Origin of the sequence: Halalkalibacterium ligniniphilum (assembly GCF_000334155.1) — a bacterium.
Lineage (GTDB): Bacteria > Bacillota > Bacilli > Bacillales > Bacillaceae_D > Halalkalibacterium > Halalkalibacterium ligniniphilum.
The window spans coordinates 14,404-38,505 of record NZ_ANNK01000007.1 but is presented as its reverse complement, the minus strand read 5'-3'; the positions used below and the strand labels follow the sequence as shown (position 1 = coordinate 38,505).

18 protein-coding genes and 1 pseudogene are annotated in these 24,102 nt (G+C 42.7%); 5 read left to right on the top strand and 14 right to left on the bottom strand.

The window, feature by feature from the left end; all coding sequences use genetic code 11:
• Positions 1 to 989, bottom strand: a pseudogene (locus tag BLT_RS0100890) (hypothetical protein); the annotation flags it as partial.
• Positions 990 to 1,214: 225 nt separating this feature from the next.
• On the opposite strand from BLT_RS0100890, the gene cls reads away from it, so the two are divergent.
• Complete coding sequence (gene cls / locus BLT_RS0100885; RefSeq protein WP_017725951.1) at positions 1,215 to 2,411, top strand: cardiolipin synthase; 1,197 nt, start codon at positions 1,215 to 1,217, stop codon at positions 2,409 to 2,411.
• A 167-nt stretch (positions 2,412 to 2,578) separates the two neighbouring features.
• On the opposite strand, the gene BLT_RS0100875 is transcribed toward cls, so the two are convergent.
• From BLT_RS0100875 to speE, 7 genes are all read right to left on the bottom strand, one after another.
• Complete coding sequence (locus tag BLT_RS0100875; RefSeq protein ID WP_017725950.1) at positions 2,579 to 3,364, bottom strand: alpha/beta fold hydrolase; 786 nt, start codon at positions 3,362 to 3,364, stop codon at positions 2,579 to 2,581.
• Between the two features lie 4 nt (positions 3,365 to 3,368).
• Positions 3,369 to 3,545, bottom strand: coding sequence for a XapX domain-containing protein (locus tag BLT_RS21135; protein ID WP_017725949.1), 177 nt, complete (start codon positions 3,543 to 3,545; stop codon positions 3,369 to 3,371).
• Between the two features lie 346 nt (positions 3,546 to 3,891).
• Entirely contained in the window at positions 3,892 to 4,374 is a 483-nt protein-coding gene (locus tag BLT_RS0100865; protein WP_017725948.1) for a DUF456 domain-containing protein, read from the bottom strand.
• A 175-nt stretch (positions 4,375 to 4,549) separates the two neighbouring features.
• Entirely contained in the window at positions 4,550 to 6,220 is a 1,671-nt protein-coding gene (gene argS, locus BLT_RS0100860; RefSeq protein ID WP_017725947.1) for an arginine--tRNA ligase, read from the bottom strand.
• Complete coding sequence (locus BLT_RS0100855; RefSeq protein WP_017725946.1) at positions 6,217 to 6,660, bottom strand: DUF1934 domain-containing protein; 444 nt, start codon at positions 6,658 to 6,660, stop codon at positions 6,217 to 6,219. The genes argS and BLT_RS0100855 overlap by 4 nt, the downstream gene beginning before the upstream one ends.
• A 265-nt stretch (positions 6,661 to 6,925) precedes the next feature.
• Positions 6,926 to 7,798 carry an agmatinase gene (gene speB / locus BLT_RS0100850; protein WP_017725945.1) on the bottom strand — a complete coding sequence of 291 codons (873 nt, stop codon included), beginning with the start codon at positions 7,796 to 7,798 and terminating at the stop codon, positions 6,926 to 6,928.
• A gap of 13 nt (positions 7,799 to 7,811) precedes the next feature.
• On the bottom strand, positions 7,812 to 8,639 hold the full coding sequence (speE, locus tag BLT_RS0100845) for a polyamine aminopropyltransferase (RefSeq protein WP_017725944.1): 828 nt from the start codon (positions 8,637 to 8,639) through the stop codon (positions 7,812 to 7,814).
• Positions 8,640 to 9,064: 425 nt separating this feature from the next.
• On the opposite strand from speE, the gene BLT_RS0100840 reads away from it, so the two are divergent.
• Positions 9,065 to 11,116 (top strand): transglycosylase domain-containing protein, encoded by a 2,052-nt coding sequence (locus BLT_RS0100840; protein WP_017725943.1) that lies wholly within the window; start codon positions 9,065 to 9,067, stop codon positions 11,114 to 11,116.
• A gap of 368 nt (positions 11,117 to 11,484) precedes the next feature.
• Here BLT_RS0100840 and BLT_RS0100835 read toward each other — a convergent pair whose 3' ends face one another.
• On the bottom strand, positions 11,485 to 12,015 hold the full coding sequence (locus BLT_RS0100835) for a YwhD family protein (RefSeq protein WP_026104913.1): 531 nt from the start codon (positions 12,013 to 12,015) through the stop codon (positions 11,485 to 11,487).
• A gap of 169 nt (positions 12,016 to 12,184) precedes the next feature.
• On the opposite strand from BLT_RS0100835, the gene BLT_RS0100830 reads away from it, so the two are divergent.
• From BLT_RS0100830 to BLT_RS0100815, 3 genes are all read left to right on the top strand, one after another.
• Positions 12,185 to 12,370, top strand: a complete 186-nt coding sequence (locus BLT_RS0100830) for a 2-hydroxymuconate tautomerase (protein ID WP_017725941.1) — start codon at positions 12,185 to 12,187, stop codon at positions 12,368 to 12,370.
• A 472-nt stretch (positions 12,371 to 12,842) separates the two neighbouring features.
• Entirely contained in the window at positions 12,843 to 13,304 is a 462-nt protein-coding gene (locus tag BLT_RS0100820; protein ID WP_017725940.1) for a MarR family winged helix-turn-helix transcriptional regulator, read from the top strand.
• 148 nt (positions 13,305 to 13,452) lie between these two features.
• Complete coding sequence (locus tag BLT_RS0100815) at positions 13,453 to 16,764, top strand: efflux RND transporter permease subunit (RefSeq protein ID WP_017725939.1); 3,312 nt, start codon at positions 13,453 to 13,455, stop codon at positions 16,762 to 16,764.
• A 71-nt stretch (positions 16,765 to 16,835) separates the two neighbouring features.
• On the opposite strand, the gene BLT_RS0100810 is transcribed toward BLT_RS0100815, so the two are convergent.
• From BLT_RS0100810 to BLT_RS0100790, 5 genes are all read right to left on the bottom strand, one after another.
• A complete protein-coding gene (locus tag BLT_RS0100810) occupies positions 16,836 to 17,441 on the bottom strand; it encodes a pyroglutamyl-peptidase I (protein ID WP_017725938.1) in 606 nt (201 codons plus the stop codon).
• 12 nt (positions 17,442 to 17,453) lie between these two features.
• Positions 17,454 to 20,573, bottom strand: coding sequence for a M14 family metallopeptidase (locus BLT_RS0100805; RefSeq protein WP_017725937.1), 3,120 nt, complete (start codon positions 20,571 to 20,573; stop codon positions 17,454 to 17,456).
• A gap of 16 nt (positions 20,574 to 20,589) precedes the next feature.
• Positions 20,590 to 21,498, bottom strand: coding sequence for an ABC transporter permease (locus tag BLT_RS0100800; RefSeq protein WP_017725936.1), 909 nt, complete (start codon positions 21,496 to 21,498; stop codon positions 20,590 to 20,592).
• The gene (nikB, locus tag BLT_RS0100795; protein ID WP_017725935.1) at positions 21,498 to 22,430 is read right to left on the bottom strand and encodes a nickel ABC transporter permease; all 933 of its coding nucleotides are present in this window, start codon (positions 22,428 to 22,430) and stop codon (positions 21,498 to 21,500) included. Before nikB ends, BLT_RS0100800 begins: the two co-directional genes overlap by 1 nt.
• Before the next feature lie 65 nt (positions 22,431 to 22,495).
• Positions 22,496 to 24,079, bottom strand: a complete 1,584-nt coding sequence (locus tag BLT_RS0100790; protein WP_017725934.1) for an ABC transporter substrate-binding protein — start codon at positions 24,077 to 24,079, stop codon at positions 22,496 to 22,498.
• Between the last annotated feature and the right edge of the window lie 23 nt (positions 24,080 to 24,102).

The window sequence follows — 24,102 nt, the reverse complement described above, 5'->3', positions numbered from 1 at the left end:
TTAGAAAAGGCGAAGGCTGGAAGCCAAGCCGATTTCGATGTGACGGCTGCTCCTTTTTCGGTTAAGTGGTCCCGCATTTTCACGATTAAATCCATTGGCGAGAGCATTTTTCCTGTCCCTGTGGCTGGGCACATGTTCGTACAGCGTCCACATTCCACGCAGGCATACAAGTCGACAAGCTGCTTTTGATTAAAGTCCTCAATCTTATGCACCCCGAATACTTCATGACTCTCATCTTCAAAATTTATGGATGAAAGCCTACCGACCTTATGAGTACGCCCTAGAAAGACGTTCACTGGCCCTGCGATCAGATGGGCATGCTTTGATTGGGGAACATACACTAGAAACGTAAGAAGAAACAGCAAGTGCATCCACCAAAAAACAAAGAACAAAGCTCCTGCTGCCGTCGGTCCTAACCAGCTTGTTGCGGCTGCGATCCCAGAAGCAACCGGTTCAAATCCGCTAAGTGGTTTGCCGAGCCAAATAAACTCCATTCCTTTTGCGAGCATTTTTGACACCATCAGACCGCCAATAAAAATGAGGACCAAGCCTGATTTCCAGCCACGCTTCAAGCGAACGAGCTTCTCCACATATCGTCGGTAAAACGCCCAGACAACAGCAATGATAATCATTAGCACAACAATTTCTTGGAAAAAGGTGAAGTACGGATACAAAGGCCCTAGTGGGAGATGCGACCCCGGTGCTAGTCCTTTCCAAATTAAATCAATCGCCCCTGCTTGAACGAGGAGAAATCCATAAAAAAACATAAGATGGATAATGCCACTCTTTTTATCCTTTAAGAGCTTTTTTTGACCAAAGACATTCACCCAGATGGCCTGCCACCGTTCCTTCATCGTATGGTCAAACTCCGCCTTCTTTCCAAGCTTAATATACTCATAGCGTGTTTTGACGAGTGTTGCAAATAAATAGATGGCATAGCCTGTTACAAGAAGAAACGCAAGCAAATTAACGATTGGTAACGCTTCCATAATTGACGACTCCTTTCATTTGTGCCATTGTTTCCGTCACTCCATTCATGCATCGCCAAACCAGTCGGTCATGAATGTTTTGAAAATAGAAAATTTTTATGAAATCATTATAACACATTTTTTATGAATGAGTATTCAGTCAATTAATTTTTATTTTTTTGTTGATTCCTTCTGCGATCAGGGCAACCTATCCTATATGAATGCAATAGGAAGGGGATTGTACCTATGGGTTGGCTCATCTTTTTTATTATTTTACTTGTCATTTTTCTTTGGTTGAAATGGGATTATCATCACGGTTTATCCCAGCAAAAAGCAAAGGCAAAAAGACACATTCAAAACGTACGGCAAGGAAACGTGAGGCTTTTTGTGAATGGAGAGCAATTTTTCAGCTCTTTATACGAGGATATTCAAAAGGCAGAAAATCATGTTCACTTGCTTTTTTATATTTTTCGCGAGGACAGCCTTGGGAACAAATTTCTTCATTTGTTAGAGGAAAAATCCAAAAAAGGCGTAGCTGTCCGCCTCCTTGTTGACCGTATCGGCTCCGGTTTATCAACTAAATCCATTACTCGACTCCGAAAAGCAGGGTGTCAATTTGCTCACGCCTACTTGCCATCGTTTCCTTATTTCTTCTTTTCCTTGAACCGACGTAACCATCGGAAAATCTCGGTCATTGATGGAAAAATCGGTTATATTGGCGGCTACAATATAGGTAAGGAATATGCTGGTCGAGACCCAAAATTTGGCTTTTGGAGAGACTTTCACCTCCGTTTGGTAGGGGATGGTGTCCAGGACTTGCAAGAACAGTTTATTCATGATTGGCAAGGAGCAACAGCAAAAGACCTGTCTTCCAATGAGTCTCTCTTCCCTTCTTTGCAGAAAGGCCCCCATACGTTAAGGATTATTCCTTTCAATGGGATGTTTCTTGAAGAGACGTTTCTTCAGCTTATCAACCAAGCTGAGAAACAAATTATGATCGGGACGCCTTATTACATTCCCGGAAAAAAATTGCAGCAAGCGCTTGTCAGAGCCGCTTCACAAGGAGTGACCGTTCGCATCCTCGTTCCGAAAAAAGCAGACCATCTTTTGGTAAAGGATGCTGCATTCCCTTATTTTGAAGAGCTTGTTCATCAAGGTGTGGAGGTCTATTTCTACAAACAAGGATTTTTTCATGGGAAAGCTATGGTCATTGATGAAAAAATTTGCCATCTGGGCACAGCAAACTTTGACATGAGGAGCTTACATATTAACCATGAAATCAATTGCTTGATGTATGACAAAGCATGTGTTGATGAGGTGTTACAAGTACTCAAGCATGACATCGGTATTTCTGAGCGCTTAACATTGGACGACTTAGAAACACGCTCATGGTTCCAGCGTGGTAAGGAACAAGCAGCTACTTTAATTTCTGGGCTTTTATAAGTGTGAAAAGTGCCAGACAGGCGCCAGGTGCTGGAGACTCTACTAGAAAATGTTCATTAGGAGGGTTAGACTCAAGAGGAGGGTTAGACTCAAGCTTGGCGCCTGGAGGAACTTTATGCTTTCCTATCGAAAAAAAGCCGATGACCCGAAATGGAGCATCTGCTTCTTTACGAAAATAGGTGGTGACGTTTGCGCTGAAGCCAGCTTCGGATAATCGCATTGCATTCAAGCGCCCGTTTTGTAGGCAGTTGATGTTTGCAATCAGAAACATAAGCGACTTCTACATCCTTGACCATCAACCGATAGGGCATTTGATAATGATGGACGTAATGATCATTGGCCCCATACAGCAATAGAAGCGGCACATGAATGCGCTGAAGACGATCCGTTGAGCGATAATGGAGCCCTGCTTCATACTGCCGCGCCAGCATCTGAGGGTCTGTTCGCTGAACCTCCAGCTCCATTTCCTTTGCTGCCTGCCTATCTTTAAAATGTGAAATTGCTAATGATTTTGCAAACAATGGGATCAGCTGATTTTTTGCAGCCCAAATACCGAGCTTATATTCCTTTTCTAACAGAAGGCTATTCACTTCAGAAAACCCTCCGAATAAAATGAGCCCCGCCGTTCTCTCTGGATAAGACAAGGCAAACTCCTGAGCAATCATGCTGCCATTAGAATAGCCACAAACGACAGCCCTTCTTACCCCTGCCGCATCAAGAACCCGCTTTACGTCATGAGCAAGCTGTGTAATCGTCATGGGTGAAGAGGACCTACCGCTATGCCCATCCCCTCGCACATCCAATGTCATCACTTGATACTGATTCATAAGCGCAGATTGATAACGAAAGGTTAAGTGCCCCATCGCCGGAGGAGGGATGAACACTAGCGGTTGTCCCTTTCCAATCGTTTCATAATAGATCGCTGGTTCACGTGAATGATTCGCAAAAGGCATCTACCTACCCCCCGTTTGACAGGATTGGCCAAATCCATTCGTACAGCTTATAACCTAAGTAAATACCGACAATACCCAATATCCCAGGTAATGCCGGAGGAGCTGGAATCGGTAATTTAACAAGTGCGAAAATAAAGCCGACAATTAAACCAGCTGCTAATGCAAGCAACATTTCCTGCATATTTATCCCCTGCCTTTTCTTTTACTATCTGTTATCGACAGGGGTTTTATTCGAACATCATTCAAAGAAACAACACCTTTGAAAGTGTTCATAAGTCTAGCCATTACCGAACGTCTCATCGTTTTTTACCGTTTAAATGCTTTTTTAACGGACATGTCATCCTCTAATTGCGAAAAAATGCTCTTTTTTTAAGCCAGCCGGACTCAGGAACACTTATTGCGTCAACACTCCTGTCAATTATCCATCATTTCTGCACATAGCGAATCCGCCGTTCACTTATACCCTACACACGCATCTTTTTTCACAGATAAAGGAACCTGTGTCCACTTCAAAAGCGATAAGCTCTTTAAAAAATTGCTTCAACCAAAAACCAGCCGATCATGACGAACTGAATGACCAATTTCGCAAGCGTACTGCTTAAAAAGGCAACAAATGAAGCGACACCTATTTTCAGGGCAAGGCTAATATCTTTTTGAATGAGCCACTCTGTGACAAAAACCGCAAGAAATGGCACAAGGATAATCCCAAAAGGCGGCATCACAAAGGAGCCCACAATCACCCCTATTGCCGCAACTCGTTCAGCCCATTTCGAGCCGCCGTAGCGTTTCACGAAATAGCTATTGGCAATTAAATCAGAAAGGACGATCAGCACCGTTAACACGACCATTCCGAGCCAAAACCAAAAGGACAGCTCGCCACCAATACCAAACAAATATAGTAAAAAGCCAGCCCATAGGACCAAGATGGATGGAATGATTGGGAACACAAGACCTACAAAGCTAAGAATGAACAAAATGACAATCAAAATCCAAATGAATGTGGTTAACACAAAAAAACCCTCTTTTCTCAGACACGCTTCGTTTTTTAGTAACGCTTGGCTTTCTCCAAATCTAGTGAAAGCCTTCGTTCATTTTCTCATCGGTTGGGAAAGCACTAGATTTTATACTTTCCTACTCGTTGAAAAAAATCCCCCTCAATCCATGAGAGAGATTTTTCCCCTATTGTTACATCCGTTCTGGTGCTTCGACCCCAACAAGCTTTAGGGCATTTTGAATCGTGATTTGAGTCGCTTTCATCAATGCAAGTCGAGCCTTGCTTTGCTTGTCGTTTTCAGGATTAATGACACGCTCTGCATTATAAAAGCTATGTAGCGTTGAGGCAAGCTCGTGAACATAATTCGTTACACGATGTGGCACTTGCTTCTCGGCAGCTTCAGAAACGGCTTCTGGAAACTCACCAATTTTTTTCAACAGCTCATACTCCTTTTCAGAGGAAATATCTGATAAATCGGTTGTTTCATCATACGTAAGACCGAGTTCTTCCCCTTGACGAAGAATGCTGCAAACACGAGCATGGGCATACTGGACATAGTAAACGGGATTTTCATTTGATTTCGATACAGCAAGATCCATGTCAAAATCAAGATGAGAATCGGCGCTGCGCATCGCAAAGAAATAGCGCGTCGCATCAATGCCTACCTCTTCCATTAAATCACGAAGCGTTACAGCTTTCCCTGTCCGTTTGCTCATTTTCACCTTTTCGCCATTTTGGAACAAGCTAACCATTTGAATGATTTGCACATCCAATTGATCTTTGTTATACCCAAGGGCTTGAATGGCAGCACGCATGCGTGGGATGTAGCCATGGTGGTCTGCCCCCCAGATGTTGATAAGCTTTTCAAAGCCCCGCTTCATTTTATCTTCATGGTAAGCGATATCTGGGGTTAAATACGTATAGCTTCCATCATTTTTAATTAAAACACGGTCTTTATCGTCTCCGTACGTTGTGGAACGGAACCAAGTTGCTCCGTCTTTTTCATACGTTTCACCTTTTTCCTTCAAAACATTCAACGTTTCTTCCACTTTTCCCGTTGTATAAAGAGACGTTTCCGAATACCAATTGTCAAAGTGCACACGAAACTCCGCTAAGTCTGCCTTGATTTTATCAAGCTCCTTGTTAAGTCCATACTCCCGGAAAAAGCTAAGACGCTCCTCTTCCTGCATATGGACATAACGATCTCCGTGCTCCTTGGCCAACTCCTCACCGAAGCCGATAATGTCTTGACCATGATAGCCGTCCTCTGGCATTTCTTTTTCAAAACCAAGCGCTTGGAAATAACGAGCTTCAAGAGACAATGCGAGATTGTTAATTTGATTCCCCGCATCATTAATGTAGTATTCACGCGATACATCAAACCCTGCTTTTTCTAATACATTGCACAGGGAGTCGCCAACCGCTGCACCGCGAGCATGTCCAAGATGTAGATTCCCTGTCGGATTAGCCGATACAAACTCGACCTGAATCTTTTTTCCTTTCCCAACATTCGTTTCACCATAAGCCGCCCCCGCTTTTAAGACAGACGGGATCACTTCCCGTAAATAGCCATTATCCATAAAAAAGTTAATAAAACCAGGACCAGCGATTTCAATGCTTTTAATGGATGCTTTGCTTTTATCAAGGGCGTTGGCAAGCTCCTCTGCAATGACTCGCGGTGCTTTTTTTGCAACCCGAGCAAGCTGCATCGCCATATTTGTAGCATAATCACCGTGGGCTTTATCCTTCGGTGTTTCCAAAACAACTTCAGGCATTGTCTCTTCTGACGCTAGTCCTGCCGTTTTGACCGCAGCAATAATCTCTTCTTTTAATCGTTGCTTGATTTGTTCCACACTGTTCATGAACGTATATCCTCCTCTAGCGTCAATCGAACTTCATGGACGCCTGTATCTTGTCCTTGCAATGTAAAATGATAACGTAAATGCAGCACTCCGCGACGTTTTCCTTGAGGCCATTGGACAAGGACTCGCTCTGTGTTTGCTTTTGTTTCCCATGAGGCCTGCGGGGTTACGTATCGACCAGATGTCTCGATTCCCGTAATAAAAGCTTGTCGCATCAAAATGGCACCTTGACGAATGAGAATCAGCTCACGCCCATCCCATTTAATCGTCGTTTGCACCTTTTCACTTTCGGAAACGCCCTCTTCGAATCGCAGGTAATCTTGACTTCCTCTATGATAAAGCTCGCCACGAGCATTAAATTCATATTCTTCCGTCTCACCTTGCCGCTCAATCCGCGTCTTAAACGTTATCGTTATCGGTCTTTTCTTCCTATCCTTCACCGCATCGCACACCTTTCTGTATCAAGTTTAGCGACTTTGCCCACTTGTTGCAAGATGAGAACACCCTTTGCCGTATGGAAGGTGCCATTTATCTAATCCTTTTTTACATTCTGTATGTTCCATTGTGATTCCTTCGCTACTACCTACAATATCAGGTCAAAGGCTGGAGCGGTGTTTTCAGTCGAGCAATATGACAAAAAGCTCCCCTTACGCAGACCATCGTCCTCCGTCTACTTAAGGGGAGCAGTAAAGACCGCGAGCTTTCTTATTTCACCCAACCGAGAACAATTTCCCGAATGAATTTACTCGCAGCAATTTGTGTCTTTTCTGAATGATCATAAGCAGGCGCCACTTCGACTAAATCCGCTCCGATGACCTTCACATCTGACTCGGCAATTGCAACAATGGCTTCAAGAAGCTCCTTTGATGAAATGCCTCCTGCTTCCGCCGTACCGGTTCCTGGGGCAAAAGCAGGGTCAAGCACATCAATGTCAATCGTCACATAAACGTTGCGGCCTGCAAGAGTTGGTAATACCTCTTTTAGCGGTTTGGCTACCTCGTATTTAGCCATATACATGCCAGATTCTTTCGCATATTGGAATTCCTCTCTCATCCCTGAACGAATTCCAAATGAATAGACGTTTTCTGGTCCAAGTAAATCACATGCTTTTCGGATTGGCGTCGAGTGAGAAAGGGGCTCTCCTTCATACTCCTCTCGTAAGTCAGCATGGGCATCAATATGGATAATCGCCATATCAGCGTATTTTTTGTGCATTGCTTTAAAGATTGGCCATGAGACAAGGTGCTCGCCCCCAAGTCCAATCGGGAATTTTCCGTCAGCCAGTAATTTTTCAAGGTACTCCTCGATCATCTCAAGGCTGCGGGCAGCGTTTCCGAATGGCAACGGAATGTCACCAGCGTCAAAAAAGTTGACTTCTTCTAAATGCTTGTCCATGTAAGGACTATATTCTTCAAGACCAAGAGACGCTTCACGAATACGATTTGGACCAAATCGGGAGCCTGGGCGGAAGGATACGGTCCAATCCATTGGCATCCCATATATCACAGCCTTACTCTCTTCATAGCTTGGGCGGCTCATAATAAAAACTTTTCCTGAGTATGCTTCATCAAAACGCATGAGTATCCTCTCCTTACTTAATCAAATCGCCGACGAATTTCGGCAAGGCAAAAGCAGCTTTGTGAAGCTCTTTTGTGTAGTATTTTGTTTCAATTTCATGAAAGCGGCTGTCTTCGATTTGAAGTGGATCATGCTTTTTTGAACCGATCGTGAATGTCCAAAGACCACTTGGGTACGTTGGAATGTTTGCTGTATACAGACGAGTAATTTGGAAGATTTCCTTTACGTCCTTGTACACTTTTGTAATTAGCTCTTTATGAAACCATGGATTGTCCGTTTGGGCAACGAAAATCCCATCCTCTTTTAAAGCCTTTGAAATGCCTTCATAAAAGCCTTTCTCAAACAGCTTCACCGCAGGACCCACAGGCTCTGTGGAATCAACCATAATGACGTCATATTCGTTTTCTGCTTTCGCAATGTGCATGAACCCGTCATCTACCTGTACGTCAACACGTGGATCATCTAATGCCCCAGCGATGGATGGAAGGTATTTTTTCGAATACTCGATCACTTTTCCATCAATTTCAACAAGGATTGCCTTTTCTACAGACGGATGCTTTAACACTTCACGGATGACGCCGCCATCTCCTCCGCCCACAACAAGAACCCGCTTCGGATTCGGATGCGTAAAGAGGGGAACATGGGCAACCATTTCATGGTAGACAAACTCGTCCTTTTCTGTTGTCATCACCATTCCATCAAGGATGAGCATGTTTCCGAATTCTTCTGTTTCAACAACATCAAGCTTTTGAAAATCCGTTTGTTCCGTATGTAGTGTCCGTTTTATTTTCGCCGTAATACCAAACCGCTCTGTTTGTTTTTCTGTAAACCATAATTCCATCGTTCGGTCACCTCTTACCCTTCTTTTTTTATCTGAAAAGGGGGGCAGAGCCTGGCACTCTCACCGCTTTTATTAAATGCTGCACAGACTTCCCTAACAAGGATGCTCCTATTCTCATAAGAGATGCAAATCACTTATGAGGGCTTCTATCCTCTATATTTATAGTCTTACCTTCTTTGTTTCAAATCACACATTAGGAACAGCAACAATGAAAGTATAAATGAAAAGGTTAAAAAAGCAAGTGATTTTTTTGAACAAAGTGAAAGGATTGTACACATTAACTTCGAGGTCACAAATTTGCCTGAAATCCCCCTCCCTCAGCAAGAGGCACTTCCGCTTTTCTTTCCTCCTGATGTTTAAAAACGAGTGAAACGACCCATGCTAGATATGTACTTATTTTATGATTAAAAATAGAGGTGACACACGTGGAAGTCATCGTACATCGTCGGACACGAAGACGGCGACGCTGGATCCGTTTGATGATCCGCCTTACGCTGCTTGCTTTTGTTCTGTTAGCGGCAAGTGCTGTCGCTTTGTTAACGTATGCCAAAATGCAAGGGCCTCCCCCATTACAAGTTTCACAGACAACGATTTTTTATGGGGACGATGATTCAATTATTGGTGAAAGTCATCAAGGCCAAAACCGCTACTGGGTGGCCATTGATGAAATTTCATCCCACCTTCTTGATGCAACCATTTCGATCGAGGACAGGAAATTTTATCGTCATACTGGCTTTGACTTCACACGGATTGGCGGTGCCATTCTTGCGAATATTCAAGCGGGCTCAAAGGCTCAAGGGGCTAGTACGATTACGCAGCAATACGCCCGAAACCTTTACCTTGGCCATGATAAAACCTGGACGAGAAAATGGCATGAAGCACTCTATGCACTCCGCTTGGAAATGAACTATTCAAAAGAAGATATTTTAGAGGGCTACTTGAATACGATTTATTACGGACACGGATCCTATGGAATTGAGGCAGCCTCTGAATATTTCTTTGGCAAGTCAGCAAGCGATTTAACACTTAACGAAGCAAGTATGCTGGCAGGGATTCCAAAAGGACCAAGCTATTATTCACCCTTAACGAACCCTGAGCGTGCAAAAAGTCGCCAAGCGGTCGTTCTACAAGCAATGGTCGATAACGGAGTCATTACAAAGGCGGAAGCAGAGGAAGCGAAGGCGACGCCTTTAACCTTCATAAAGGAGGAGAACCAACGTACAGCTACGGTCGGTCCTTATTTTCAAGATGTGGTAAGGCAGCAGCTTAATGAGGAGCTACAGCTTGACCCTTCAATTATCGAGTCTGGAGGCCTTCACATTTTCACAACCATTAATCCAGCCATGCAAGAGGAGGCAGAGCGTTGGATTGCTACGGAAATGCCCGATTCTGAATTACAAACCGCTCTTGTTGCCATGAACCCAAAGACAGGAGATGTAAGGGCCCTCATCGGAGGAACAAATTATGCAGAAAGCTCATACAACCGAGCGACTCAGGCAAGGCGTTCACCTGGTTCAACGTTTAAACCTTTTCTTTATTATGCAGCCCTTGAGCAAGGCTTCACACCTGCTTCAACGCTATTGAGTGAACCGTCGAGCTTTACGTATGATAACGGTCATTCGACGTATTCACCGTCCAATTTCCAAGGACATTATGCCCATGATTTTATTACAATGCTTCAGGCGCTTGCGTTTTCAGATAACATTTATGCCGTGAAATCCCATTTGTTTCTCGGAACAAACAAGCTTGTCGATACAGCCCGCAAATTCGGCATTACGAGCGACCTTCGGGAGATCCCATCCCTCGCTCTAGGAACGATGCCTGTCGGTGTATTAGAAATGGTGAAGAGCTACAGCCCATTTGCCAATAACGGATTTCAAGTAAAGCCTCGCTTTATTCGAAAAGTAGTCGACCAGAACGGCACGGTTTTATTTGAACAAGAGCCAGAGGTTGAGCAAGTGCTTGATCCAAGATTAACTTTTATTATGACCGATCTAATGAAAGGCATGTTTGAACCAGCGCTTAATGGCTACACATCAGTAACTGGCGCTTCTATCGCTCATATCGTAAATCGACCGATAGCTGGAAAATCTGGTTCCACATCAACCGATAGCTGGATGATTGGCTTTACGCCTCAGCTTGTAACAGGGGTATGGGTAGGCTATGACAAGAACGAGACGTTAAATCAGCGCACCGAAGGACAAATTGCCAAACGAATATGGGCACATTTTATGGAAAATGCCTTAAAAGACCAGCTCAAACTCGAATTTCATCAGCCTCCAGGCGTGGTTGCAGTAACGATGAATCCAAGCAATGGTTATTTATCAAATGAGCATTGTCCAAACGGACGAGAAACCTTTTTCGTCGCAGGAACAGAACCATTACAAGGCTGCCAGGAGGATGAAACCGACATCATTGATGAAGAAACCCACGAAAAAGAACGCTTCCTTGACCGCTTCATCAAATGGTTTCATTAACTAGAAAAACACAGAAAAACTTGGCTTCCGCCAGAATTCCTATAAGAAGGAGCACACACTAAATCCTTGTCACCCTCTCCTTCAGGGATGGAAAATCGGCGGAGGCCTTAGTTTTTCTTGACTCCCACGAAAGCCTTCGTTGCCGTTATACGTAGCTGTCGATAAACTCCGTAATGCTTTCCTAACGTGAAACGCAAAAAGACGCAAGGGATGATCCCTCGCGTCTTTTTGTGTCCTAGTATAAAGTGTCTTTATACTAATGCTAAGTTTACTGGGTCTTGTCGAAAAGCTCAATAGCTCCAACGAGTTTTCATAAATCGTTCATATCTATTTTAAAAAAGGGGTTTACAAAAAACGCTCTGTTTGCTCTATTCTTCCCCTAAAAGTTCTTGTCGAAGCTTCGGCTCTGCCCGTTTCCACATCTCTTCATTGTAGCCTTTCAAAAATTCCCCAAGGATCTTTTTCGACTTCTCGTCCATCTCCTCGACAAGAATCTGCCCCTTTAAGGATTTATCCATTTTGTTGACGTGCTCTGGCAAGCTTTTATAGCCACGGCGAATCTCCACATCGACACGCATCTCACACCCTGCTACACCTGCATAATATGGACCGCCATCCTTATGCTGGATCGTTACCCAAACGAGCCAGTAAAGCTTAGCATTTGGCACTTCCTCACGATTTGGTAAAAATTTAATGCGCTTCTCCACTGCTGAACGGGCGTGAAGAGCGCCCATATCGATGTATGCTTCCCCTGCTTCAGGATCGACAATAATTGGCGATACATTATCTAAATTTAGGACACCTGCTCCGTATCCACCATGTCCATCGGTTGAATCATTACTCAATATGTTAAAGCCATTTGCCTTTTTTTTCAGATTGTCATTGTTTAATAAGTCCATCCCGATCATCCCTTCTATCAAAATCACTCTTCTTTAAAGTGTACACAATGAAGAGCTTGTATTTCTACTATTAACTTCTAGATTTATACTGAAAGCGCATTTTCAACCCACTTCTCCTTTTTTGCATTTTTAGTGTACACTAAAAGGAATGCAAAGTGAGGTGATTCCAATGCCAATTGTTACCGTAAAAATGTTAGAAGGTCGTTCAGATGAGCAAAAACGAGCCCTTGTAGAAAAAGTGACGGAAGCCGTTTCTGAAACGATTCAAGCACCACCTGAACGAATTTCTGTCGTGATTGAAGAAATGAAAAAAACGAATTTTGGTGTAGCTGGAAAGCGTGCTAGTGACGTTTAATGATGACCCGGAGGCTGGGACAAAAGAGTTTTTATTGATGAGAAATCCGAACGTCATGATCGTTGATGCATAGCAATCGCTGCGGAAATATCCTTTGCTTTCCGCGGACGGCTGGTGAGCCTCCTCGTGCTTTTCGCACTGTGGGGTCTCACCCTTGCCTTTGATCCCGCAGGAGTCTAAGTATTTTTCCTCTACTAAGGTTGTGCATTGTTCGCATTTTCAATCATACACGTTCGTTATGTAACAGCCTCTTTTTTCTGCGAAAAGGGAACGGTGCTTCAATTATAGATGAAAAACTTCGCTCACTCCTTTCATTTGACATTCCCCATAGGAAGAGCAACCGCGATCATGATTGTTTCTGTAGCTGGCATTGCTTGTTTCTTCATGCCTTTCAGCTTTTCTTGCTACAATTGTTTTATTTTGTATATTTCATGTAGAATATGCAGTAATGTTTGCTAGGGAGGTTTAAACCATGGAAGAGTACCGAAGCCTATTTCGAGAATTACACTGGATTGTTGAAGACATTTCAAAATTTGTCGCTCCCGAGTTCACGAAAATCGATGAACTTCCTCTTAACCAACGTCAGGTCGGCATTCTCCATCTGATCATTCGCCGAAATAAAATTACTGCCTCAGAAATTGCAGAACACTACGGCATTACAAAAAGTGCAGTAAGCCAGTCCATTGCTGCTCTTGAGAAGCATCAATTTATCGTACGTTCCATTAATGAGGATAACCGGCGAGAGGTGAAGCTTGAACTTGGACCAAGAGGTCTTGAGACAAAGCAAAGACTCGAAGAAATCGAAACAACCCTGCTTAACCGCTACATTTCAAAGCTTGATTTGAAAGACATCCAGCATGTTAAAAATGTCCTTGTTCAGCTACGTGATATTATGCATGAATTTCGTGAAGAACATCGAAACCATGAAGCCTAATGTGTCTTTTTTTTGAACATTCACAATCGTCCATTATTATGTTTGACATGGCAGCGACAGGATACTAAAATGATAAACAGTTAATTTTTTAAACTGTTAATAAAGTTAAAAATCTAAATATGATCGTGGAGAGAGGAGAAAGACTTGAATGACCAATTTTTCAATTAGACGACCGATATTCACGATTGTAGGAATGATCATCTTTTTGTTGCTTGGTGCTATTTCCTATACCAATCTACCTTTACAGCTTACCCCGGACATCAGTCCCCCTATCGGAGCAGTTACAGCCTCCTACCCAGGGGCAAGCGCTGAAGAGGTTGCCGAGACGGTCACTCTAGCCCTTGAAGAAGACCTCGCAACAACCTCTGGCTTAAGCAAGATCACCTCGCAAACGATGGAAGGCAATGTCATCATCCTTCTTGAATTTGGCTGGACCACTAATATTGATGATGTGGAGAATGAGATTCTCTCAACCATTAGCCGTACATCGTTACCTGATGGTGCAAATGATCCAAATTTCCTCAAATTTGATCCTTCAAACTTTCCAATTATTGAGCTTGTTGCTACCTCCTCTACAGGTGATATTCAAGATATTCAAGCAGAACTAGATGACTTGCAGCAAGAACTCGCTCGTATTGAAGGTGTCGCTAGCATTTCCGAAACAGGGCGATTATCCGAACAAGTCCAAGTAACATTAGATCAGAATGAGCTTGAACAATATGGTCTTGCTCAGCAGGACATCCTTGACTTGATTGAGGCGAACGACGTTTCATTACCTGGTGGAACAATTAGCGACGGAACAACTGCGCTCACCACTCGTGTCATTAGCACGATTGATTCCTTAGAAACGCTTGAAAACTTAGTACTGACTATAGACCCTCAATCAGGTGATAATGTCACTCTTGCTGATGTCGCTACGGTTGCCATTTCAACTGAAGATGAAGACGTGATTACGAGAGCCAACCAAGACCCTGCCATTCAGCTAAGTATTATGAGAGAAGATGGGGCCAACTCTGTCGATGTCTCCGTTCAAGTACAGAAAAAAATCGATGAGTTACTTGCTGAGAGTCAATACGATGACGTGGAAATCCTTTATTTATTTGATGAGGGGGATTTTGTACAGCAAGCCGTTGATAGTGTCCTTGTTGCTCTAATTGCTGGTGGAGCCATGGCGATGGCCGTTCTCTTTCTCTTTTTACGAAACCTAAAAACACCACTTATTATTGGTGTGGCCATTCCTTTCTCAGTCATTGTTACCTTTGCGTTTCTTTACTTTACTGGCATTAGCTTAAATATTTTAAGCTTAGGTGGCTTGGCTTTAGGAATTGGGATGCTCGTTGACAACTCCATTGTCGTAATCGAAAACATTTATCGTCACCTAGCCATGGGGAAAAAACCACGGGAAGCCGCTTTAGACGGAACACGAGAAGTTCGGGGGGCGATTACCGCCGCTACGCTAACAACGATTGTCGTGTTTGTGCCGATCTTATTTTTATCAGGAATCGTCGGTGAATTATTTATTCAATTTGCGACAACAGTATCCTTAAGCTTATTTGCTTCCTTATTAGTCGCCATTACAATCGTGCCTCTTATGGCAAGCCGTATGCTGAAACCGTTTGATGAAAACGTAGAGAAAAAACGGCAAAAATCCCGCTTTATCCGCGGGGTAGAAAAAGGGGTAGCTTGGTCACTTCGCCACAGAGCGCTCGTCCTCGTTACCACAGTTCTCTTGTTTGTCGGCGGCGCTTATGGCATGACAACGGTTGGTGTCAATTTCCTTGACGATATGGATGAAGGCTATTTTGCTGTTGATATTAGCCTTGAGCAAGGAACGAGTCTTGAGCGCACCGCTGAGACCGTTGAAGCAGTCGAAGAAATTTTAAACGACTATAGTGAGATTGAAAACTATTTAAGTGTGATTGGTTCGAGTGGTGTCATGCCAGGTATGGGCGGAGGCTCTGGCAGCCATGAAGCACAAATCCAGGTTAGCCTTGTCCCGTCAACTGAACGAAGTATTTCAACGGTTGAATTTGTTGAATCGATCAAACGGGAGGTTGAACGAGCTGACCAAGAAGCTGACATTCAAGCGGCACCTTTTTCGTTACAAGGTTCTGAGCCGAACACCCTTGTCTTTTATTTAAGCGATCCGGATACCGAGCGATTGACAGAGACAGTCAATGAGGTGGAGCAAGAGCTTCTAGAACTATCAGAAGTAACGAATGTTGCCCTCAGCACTGATGAAGCATCACCAGAATATCAGCTTTTAATTGACCGTGAAGCCGCGAGAGAACATGGCTTAGCCCCTGGGCAAATTGCACAATTTGTCAATCAAGTCACACTTGGACAAACCGTTACAACGATGGATGTTGAGAATCAAATGCTTGATATTTTCGTTCGCTATGACAAAGAGGTTCTAGAAAGTCTAGAAAATGTCGAAAATCTATCGATTCGTAACAACGAAGGTCAGTATATCTCTCTTGGAGAGGTTGTTGAGATCGAGCGCGGTGAAGGTCCAGCGACGATTAACCGGGTTGAACAAGTAGATGCCGTTGAATTTACAGTCACGTACGTATCGAGTATTTCCCTTGGGGGCATTTCAACCCTTGTAGAAGAGGTGATTGATGATGTTGGATTAGATGAAGCAACCGCATTTGCCTACACAGGTGACAGGGATGCTCTTGATACGGCTACAAATGATTTAATTGGTGCTTTTACCCTTGCCGTTGTGTTTATCTTTCTTGTCATGGCGGCACAATTTGAATCATTCCGCTATCCGCTTGTCGTGATGTTCTCCTTGCCGCTCATTTTGATTGGTGTGTCCCTTTCATTGATAATGACAAATACAAGCTTTAGTGTCATGGCAGCCATTGGTGTCATCATCCTTGCAGGAATTGCCGTCAACAATGCCATTGTATTAGTCGATTACATGAATCAACAAAAACAAGCTGGCTTACCAACTTATGATGCGATTATTGAAGCGGTTAAACACCGGACACGTCCTGTTCTCATGACAGCTTTAACGACCATTTTAGGGGTGCTTCCAATGGCACTTGCAATTGGTGAAGGAACTGAGATGCAACGCCCGATCGGTATTGTCGTCATTGGCGGATTAATCAGCGCCACGTTCCTAACACTCTTTGTCATCCCGGTTATCTACAGCCTGTTTGATAAAGAAACCCGCAGATTGAACAAAAAATATCTCACACCAGACGGTCAATTGATTCCAGCCTATTTGTTAGAGCAAAGGTTGGAACAGGACCAACAGGCTTCACCAGAAGAAAAGGAACTCGAAGCCCGACAAGAAAGAAAACAGATTAGCCAATCAACAGATGCGAGCTCGGATCTGTCAAAAGAAGATATCCTTTACCTGCTTGAGCGGATTGTCGATCGGTCAAAGTCTGAATCAACTCAAAAAGAAAAAGATGAAGAACCAGATGAGAAAGACAACGAAAAATCTTAAATACTGGATCAAGCCCCTGCCAATACGTCATGAAAGGGGCTTGATCTTTTTTACTTTATAAGAATTGTCTACTACTTATCTAACACTTCAATCATTTTTTTCACAGCTTTGACAAGGTCATGATGAGACCAACCTGGCAGCTTGTTGTTTATTACTGTTAGTTCGAAGGAGGCAGGGATATGAATAAACCCAGCCCGTGTATTCAATTCTTTTTCTTTTATATAGTCAAGCATGCTATACATTACGTTATTACACAGATAGGTTCCAGCCGTATTAGAAATATCAGCAGGAAGTCCTTCTTTTTGTAAAGTGTCTACAAATCGCCTAATTGGCAATGTGGAAAAGTATCCATCTGGGCCATCCAACCGAATCGATTGGTCTTGAAGCTTCACCCCTTGGTTATCAGGCTCCCCATCTCGACAATTGATTGCAATCCGCTCAGGTGTAATCAAATGCCGCCCAGCAGCAAGCCCTAATGAGATAACAACATCTGGTTTAATTTCTTCAAAGTGTTTAATCAATCTCTCTGCTGATTTAGAAAATTCAACAGGCAAAATTGCACTTTTGATTTGATAATCACCAATTGCCTTGCCATCTAATTCTTCAGCAACTCGCTGAGTTGGATTAACGGAATGACCCAAAAAAGGGACAAACCCTGTGAGAAGAAGTGTTTTCATTAATAGAACCTCCTAAGATATTGTTAAGGGACGTTTCCGGTGGTAGCTGAGGAATTGATTGTCTGTTTCTCTGTTAACAAACTGTCTATTTTTATTAAGAAGATCTAACACGCCTAGATTAAATGAACAATGAGCTTGGATGCAAAGCTCTAAAGGCTTGCCATAGACCGTTTCGTCCGCTGCCTCTGATATAATATCCGCTGAACACCATTGTGGATAACGTTCAATATAAGATGTCGAAGCCCTTGAGACTCTTGCTTTCCATCGATAAAAAATCATTCCATCTGTCTCCTCTAAAGGAAACGTTTCTGGGAGCCAATGATGCCCGTACTTTTTATATCTTTTTTTCCACTCATCATTTCGTGCTCGTATCTCTTTATCACTGTTCAGCTGTTCAGCGATCGATTCAGTAATTGCATCTAAAACTTGGGCGTGCTTAGGATATGTCTCACGCTCAAGTTCACGGGCAATCCCATAAATTAATGCATTAGGCATCCAATAAGAAACCGGAAAGCGTGGCGGGCTATTATAACCTGCAAATGGCTGCACCCACTCGTGAGCAGGAATTCCGTGATCATCGATAACAATGTCAGGGAGCCAACGATGAATAAGCATCGGCATTACATCTGCCTCACCAAATTCTGTGTTAGTATAACGAACATGTGTATATTCAAGTCCCACGTAATTATAACGAGCTGCATGATGCTTCCATTCTGGATTATCGATCACCAACTCTCGGTGCAGCGCCCTTCCATCAAGATTTGCACACGGAATGACAATAAGGTTAAAGGCATCAAGCCAGTTAGGGTAGTCCTCAAGTATCTTCTTGACCAATCTTCTAACTGCAGGCATACTAGAAACCTCATTTGCATGATGACCGGCTTCGATTAGCACTGTGGGTTTCCAAACAGAAAGGGCATGTGGGGAGATAAACTGCGATGAAGAAGGCTTAAAAACCTCGACAACGGGAATGTCTCTGCCTTGATAGGACACACCTCCACGCAAAATACGAACACCAGGCAAGCCTAGAAGCTCCTTTATATCCTCTTCCTCCCACTCAAAACGTTGTTTCTTTGACCACTGTTCGGCCTCAAGGCTTAAAAATCTTGAATTTTGATTATTTTTTAGTTCAATATAAGCTTCAACTGGTGGCCCAACAAACTCATCAAAGTAAAGCGCATGTGTAATGATCTCTACCTGATCACCTGGAGACCAGCCGTAAGCTGTCACCCTTGCCCTTGGTGTAACTCCTGCACCTGCCCTCACAAAAGGATGAATACCACCTGGAGCACTCCATCCTTTTCCAATCTGTTCCTTCCCTAGATGCTCAAAATAATCTAAGCTGTTGAAATACAGATCTTCATGCAGTGCTTCTAAAGACGAAATACGTTCTTCATCAATTCCGATCTTCCTCTCTTCTTCACTCATCTCCACATCAAAACGAATCGATTGGAAAAGGGGCTTCGTAATCCCTTGTCCTTCTTTAATATCCTTCGTTGTTGCCTCTCCGAGTGCTGGAAGAACATCCTGGAGCACAAACATCCAAAAACGTTCCCTGTCAGTTGGATTGTGTGTTGAGAAAAGAATCTTTCCTGCTGCTTTCCATTCAAAATGTCCAGTTGTTGGATAAACAAATGAGCGACCATCTATGTAAGGAATTCTTGTAGTAGGCACAGAGAGACGAAACGTGTTTAATATGGTTCCAGTCTTGTTTTTTATTTCAATGACATACGTATCTTCCAAATTGTCTTCAAGCTCAAAAATAACCTGATCCTCGTGGACAGGTAGCTGCTGAGCAAGCAAACGATCAATCGGATAAAGCTCTTGTAGCCAGCGCGTTTTCAATTCAAGACCATCAGAGTTGCTTTCTTTTGAGATTCTTATAGTAATTGTCTCAAAATCTTTCTGAGCTTTTAACTCTGGCAGTACTTCTTCCTCGATCCACAAATATCCTGTTTTAAATGCTGAACGGACAATCACATGCTCCACAGGTATACGTGCCTCTTGAAGCATCTTATTAATTTCAAGGGCTATTTCCTTTCGTATTTCCGATGGCTCAGAAATGTAAACAATGATTTCAGCTGCTTCCCTGCTCGTTTTATGCTTGTTAATTTCCTGACGAACAAAGTTCATAAGCCTTACCTTTTCACCACGGTCTTCCCACTGTTTTTCTAGCAAGAGTGGCTCTCCCTCTTTATAAGAAGCTTTGTTAGCAGCCCACTTTTCCCACACACCGAAATCCCCGCCCTCGTTCACCGGTGTCGCTTTAGTCAAATAGTGAAGAGCGTTTGTCAAAACTCTTTCAGTACCTGTTACACATAGAACGGGGTAAGAGCGCTCAAAGTATTTTTGCGAATACCACGTAACACTCCCTTTTTGTTGCACTGTTTTTTTCACTTCAATGACCAGTTCAGGACAACGCGGGATCCTTTGCTCGTCAAATGTCAGAGGAAAACGGATGCCTGTTGAATACAACCCAATTCGTGCTGCTAATTTTACACATTCAAATACGACATCTTTTGATATTTTCTCTTGGACTACGAAAAGTACATCGGTTTTCCCTGTCAGATCTACACGATTATTTTGATAAAGACCAGACATTGTCCAAAGGTCACAAATTCCCTTAAAAGCAGAGGGTTCCAGCGGATCAAGTTCACCCTCATCTACCTGATCAGGCCATGGTAACGTATCAACTTTTTCTCCCTCAATCCCAAATAAATAAACCTTCCGCTCCTTTTTATCAAGTTGGATTTCCGTAATCACTGCATCATTTGAAAAAGCGAGCTCGTGAGGCCATTTAGCAGCTAAAAAACGTAATAAAACATTTAGTTCTCGATCGTCCTTCCCCTCAATTTGAATGGATTTTTCACTGACATAGGAACAGCGAACGAGTCCTTCCCTTTCCGACTTTTTCACTGTCAAACTCCAACCTACAGACTCATGCTCTCCATCTCCCTGAAAAAGCTCAAAGTTTGCACCCGTTGTCTCTAACCCAAGTCGTGCCCCAATATCAATCAGACCTAAAGGATAAGTATTCTCTGTTTGAATAACTAGGTTAATAGCATCCGGTACTCCATCACCATTTTCATCTAATAACCAGCCATTCGTTGTCCAGATTTCCCTGAGATCCATAAGTACTCCCTCCCCTCTAACGTCGTGTATTTGGGTCTAATTCATCACGAAGCCAGTCTCCAAGCAAGTTAAATCCAAGTACAGTCAACATAATTGCCACCCCTGGAAAAATCGCAGTCCACCAAGCTGTACTAATATAATTTCGACTATCTGCCAACATTCCTCCCCAAGATGGTATGGTTGGATCTATTCCTAAGCCTAGAAACGTTAGTGCAGCTTCAAGTAAAATAAATTCCGCAACCATCATCGTACTTAAAACAAGGATGGATGATGCGACATTGGGAATAATGTGTTTAACAACGATCGAGATTGGATGATTACCGATTGCTTTTGCTGCATGTATAAACTCCATCTCTTTTATCGACAACACCTCACTGCGAATAAGGCGCGCAAATCCTACCCAGTTGGTTAAGCCTAAGACAAGAATCATCATCCAAAGCCCCCCGCCAAATATTGCCATAATAATGATCGCAAACAAAATAAATGGAAATGCCAGTTGCACATCTGCAATGCGCATAATGATATCATCTACCCATTTTCCAGCGTATCCAGCTAAAAGCCCTAGAAAAACCCCAATTCCCATCGCGAGTAACACACTTATTATGCCCACCATCAATGAAACCTGCGTACCATAAATAATACGGCTTAATAAGTCTCTCCCAAGTTGATCGCCACCTAAAATATAGGTCGATTCACCAGTTTCATCAGCCCAAATTGGCGCCATCAGCCTCGCTCCTAAGTTTGCTTCTCCAGGATCGTAAGGAGCAATTAAAGGCGCAAACAGCGCACAAAATACAGTTAAGCTAACAAGAATGAAGCCAATTAATGCGCCAGGATTTCTTATCAACTTCTTCCATAATTGGACCCATTGATTTTTTTCCTTTTTTTCTACCGACTGATCTACAGACATGGGTATTTGTGCCATTATGACTTTCCTCCTCCCACTTTAATACGCGGATCAATAATCGCATAACTCAAGTCGATAATAAGATTCACCATAACCATTAGGAAAGCCAACATAATAACCCCACCTTGCACTACTGGAAAATCACGTTGGTTGATTGCATCGACAATCATTCTACCAACACCTGGCCAAGAAAATACCTGTTCAATAATTACCGTTCCACCAAGAAGTGACCCAAACTGGATACCGATGTAAGTAACGGTCGGTATCAACGCTGTACGAAATCCATGCTTAATAATAACAGCCCATTCTGAAATCCCTTTAGAACGAGCAGTATTCATATATTGCTTATTTAATACTTCTAACATAGAAGAACGGACAAGGCGGGCCAAAATGCCCGACAAAATAAGGCCTAAAGTAACGGATGGTAACACGAGATATTCAATTCCATTGAAACCCGAGGCTGGAAACCACTGTAATGTAACTGAAAAAATAAGAATAAGCATAATCCCTAACCAAAAATTGGGGAATGAAATGCCAAACAATGAAAATGCTCGTCCTCCAAAATCAAGAAATGTACCACGTTTCACTGCTGAAATAATTCCTACAGGGAAAGCAATCAAGAGCGCTACAAGGATACCGCTAAAGGTTAATGCTAAAGTTGCTGGCATCCTTTCCATTACCAAGCTTGTTACACTTTCTCCCGAACGATAGGAAATCCCAAGATCTAAAGTAATTAAATCCTGTATAAAGCTGAGGTATTGAACAGGCAAAGGACGATCTAGCCCTAGGTTTGCTCTTATTTCCTCGATCGCTTCCCTTGTCGGTTCACCCGCCCCAAACATTAAGGCAACCGGGTCCCCTGTTAATCGAATAGCAAAAAAAGCAATTAAAGAGATGGCAATCACAACATATAAGCTGTGAAGCATTCGTCTAATAATAAAGGTAAACATTTGACCATGACCTCCTATTAGGAAAAGGATAGTATGAATGGCTCCATACTATCCTTTCATTTCAACTACTCTACCGATACTTCTTCCAAACGTAATCGATCATCATAAGGTGGTTGGAAGTTTTGCACACGCTGATTGATAGCATAACGGTCGATTGACTGATAAAGATTGACTTCTGGTACCAACTCATACAACCTTTCAGTCAATTCCATAAAAATTACTTCACGTTCATTTTGGTCAATGGTTTGACGGCTTGCTTCAAGCAATTGTTGAACCTGTTCATCGTAAAAACTTGGATTCCACTGTTCTCCTTCTGCATACATTGAATACGCAGTATTATCAAAATCAAGTGTCCATCCTCCCCAGCTTTGACGATACATATGACCAGCATTGCCATTCGGAATTAACTCAGATGTAAGTGTAGAAAACTCGACAGTATTTACATTTAATTGAATGCCCACTTGTTCAAGGTAAAAGGCAACCGCTTGGACAATTTCTCTAAACGTACTGTCTTCTCCAGAGGTGTAGACATCTAAGACCGTTCCTTCTTCAACACCGGCTTCTGCAAGTAGCTCACTTGCCAGCTCAGGATTATACTCGTAAGGTTCAAGATTTGGGTTAAAACCAAAAGATAAATCACTTTGGTATGTTGCAATGCGATTTCCATATCCCCCAATGATTTGTTCAATAATCTCATCAACATCAATAGCATGGTTGATAGCCTTACGGACACGAACGTCATCAAGTGGTTCTTGACTTGGATCAAAGCGAAGAGAATAAACGGTTGGTGATCCTATATCGAGTAGTGTTAAATTTTCATTATTTTCAACTGTCTCTACTTGGCTGATCTCTACCCGTTTCATGATATCGATCGCACCCGTTTGCAGTTCTGCTAATCTAGTCGTTGCCTCAGGAATAAATCGGAATGTGACTTGATCTAGCTTAGGAAGACCTTCTTTCCAATAATTTTCGTTTTTTTCCAACACAATTTGGGAATCTCGGTTATAGCTCACCATTTTAAATGGTCCTGTTCCTACAGGGTTTGCATTAAAATTTTCTTCACTGCTTTCTTGTACATAGTTTGGTGGAACAATAACAGCACCATAGCCTGCTAGTTTCGTTAATAAGACGGGATCCGGTTTATTCAAGTGAAAAACAACTTCATAATCATTAATAATTTCCACATTTTCAATCGATGTATAGTTCGAACGTTGTGGACCAGTTGCTCCCTCTTCCCCTAGAAGGCGATCAAAAGTAAATTTAACCGCTTCTGCATTAAAAGGCTCGCCGTTGTGGAATTCTACACCTTCACGAAGCTTAAATTGCAATGTCAAATCATCTAAATACTCCCACTCTGTAGCAAGACCTGGAGTAAGATTGAGATCGAGATCCCGATCAATCAGTCCTTCGAAGATAGATGTAGCAACAGTACTCCAATCGATTAGAAATGTATCAATTGGGTCCCAACTTTGAGGATCTCCTACAACACCAATCACAATCTCATTTCCTTCATTTAACTCAATATCTGGTGCCTCTTCGTCACCTTGATTTTCTGCTGTATTTTCTGAACTCCCACTACAAGCAGCCAATGCACTAGATATAAAAACAATAGCTAGCATCATTAACCAATTTTTTTGAACATCCTTCATAAAGCATCCTCCTGTATTAATTC

What these genes read in the sequence shown, in the direction of transcription:
- cls (WP_017725951.1), top strand. Translation starts at nt 1,215, where the DNA reads ATGGGTTGGCTCATCTTTTTTATTATTTTACTTGTCATTTTTCTTTGG.
- BLT_RS0100875 (WP_017725950.1), bottom strand. Translation starts at nt 3,364, where the DNA reads ATGCCTTTTGCGAATCATTCACGTGAACCAGCGATCTATTATGAAACG.
- BLT_RS21135 (WP_017725949.1), bottom strand. Translation starts at nt 3,545, where the DNA reads ATGCAGGAAATGTTGCTTGCATTAGCAGCTGGTTTAATTGTCGGCTTT.
- argS (WP_017725947.1), bottom strand. Translation starts at nt 6,220, where the DNA reads ATGAACAGTGTGGAACAAATCAAGCAACGATTAAAAGAAGAGATTATT.
- speB (WP_017725945.1), bottom strand. Translation starts at nt 7,798, where the DNA reads ATGCGTTTTGATGAAGCATACTCAGGAAAAGTTTTTATTATGAGCCGC.
- speE (WP_017725944.1), bottom strand. Translation starts at nt 8,639, where the DNA reads ATGGAATTATGGTTTACAGAAAAACAAACAGAGCGGTTTGGTATTACG.
- BLT_RS0100835 (WP_026104913.1), bottom strand. Translation starts at nt 12,015, where the DNA reads ATGGACTTATTAAACAATGACAATCTGAAAAAAAAGGCAAATGGCTTT.
- BLT_RS0100830 (WP_017725941.1), top strand. Translation starts at nt 12,185, where the DNA reads ATGCCAATTGTTACCGTAAAAATGTTAGAAGGTCGTTCAGATGAGCAA.
- BLT_RS0100820 (WP_017725940.1), top strand. Translation starts at nt 12,843, where the DNA reads ATGGAAGAGTACCGAAGCCTATTTCGAGAATTACACTGGATTGTTGAA.
- BLT_RS0100815 (WP_017725939.1), top strand. Translation starts at nt 13,453, where the DNA reads ATGACCAATTTTTCAATTAGACGACCGATATTCACGATTGTAGGAATG.
- BLT_RS0100810 (WP_017725938.1), bottom strand. Translation starts at nt 17,441, where the DNA reads ATGAAAACACTTCTTCTCACAGGGTTTGTCCCTTTTTTGGGTCATTCC.
- BLT_RS0100805 (WP_017725937.1), bottom strand. Translation starts at nt 20,573, where the DNA reads ATGGATCTCAGGGAAATCTGGACAACGAATGGCTGGTTATTAGATGAA.
- BLT_RS0100800 (WP_017725936.1), bottom strand. Translation starts at nt 21,498, where the DNA reads ATGGCACAAATACCCATGTCTGTAGATCAGTCGGTAGAAAAAAAGGAA.
- nikB (WP_017725935.1), bottom strand. Translation starts at nt 22,430, where the DNA reads ATGTTTACCTTTATTATTAGACGAATGCTTCACAGCTTATATGTTGTG.
- BLT_RS0100790 (WP_017725934.1), bottom strand. Translation starts at nt 24,079, where the DNA reads ATGAAGGATGTTCAAAAAAATTGGTTAATGATGCTAGCTATTGTTTTT.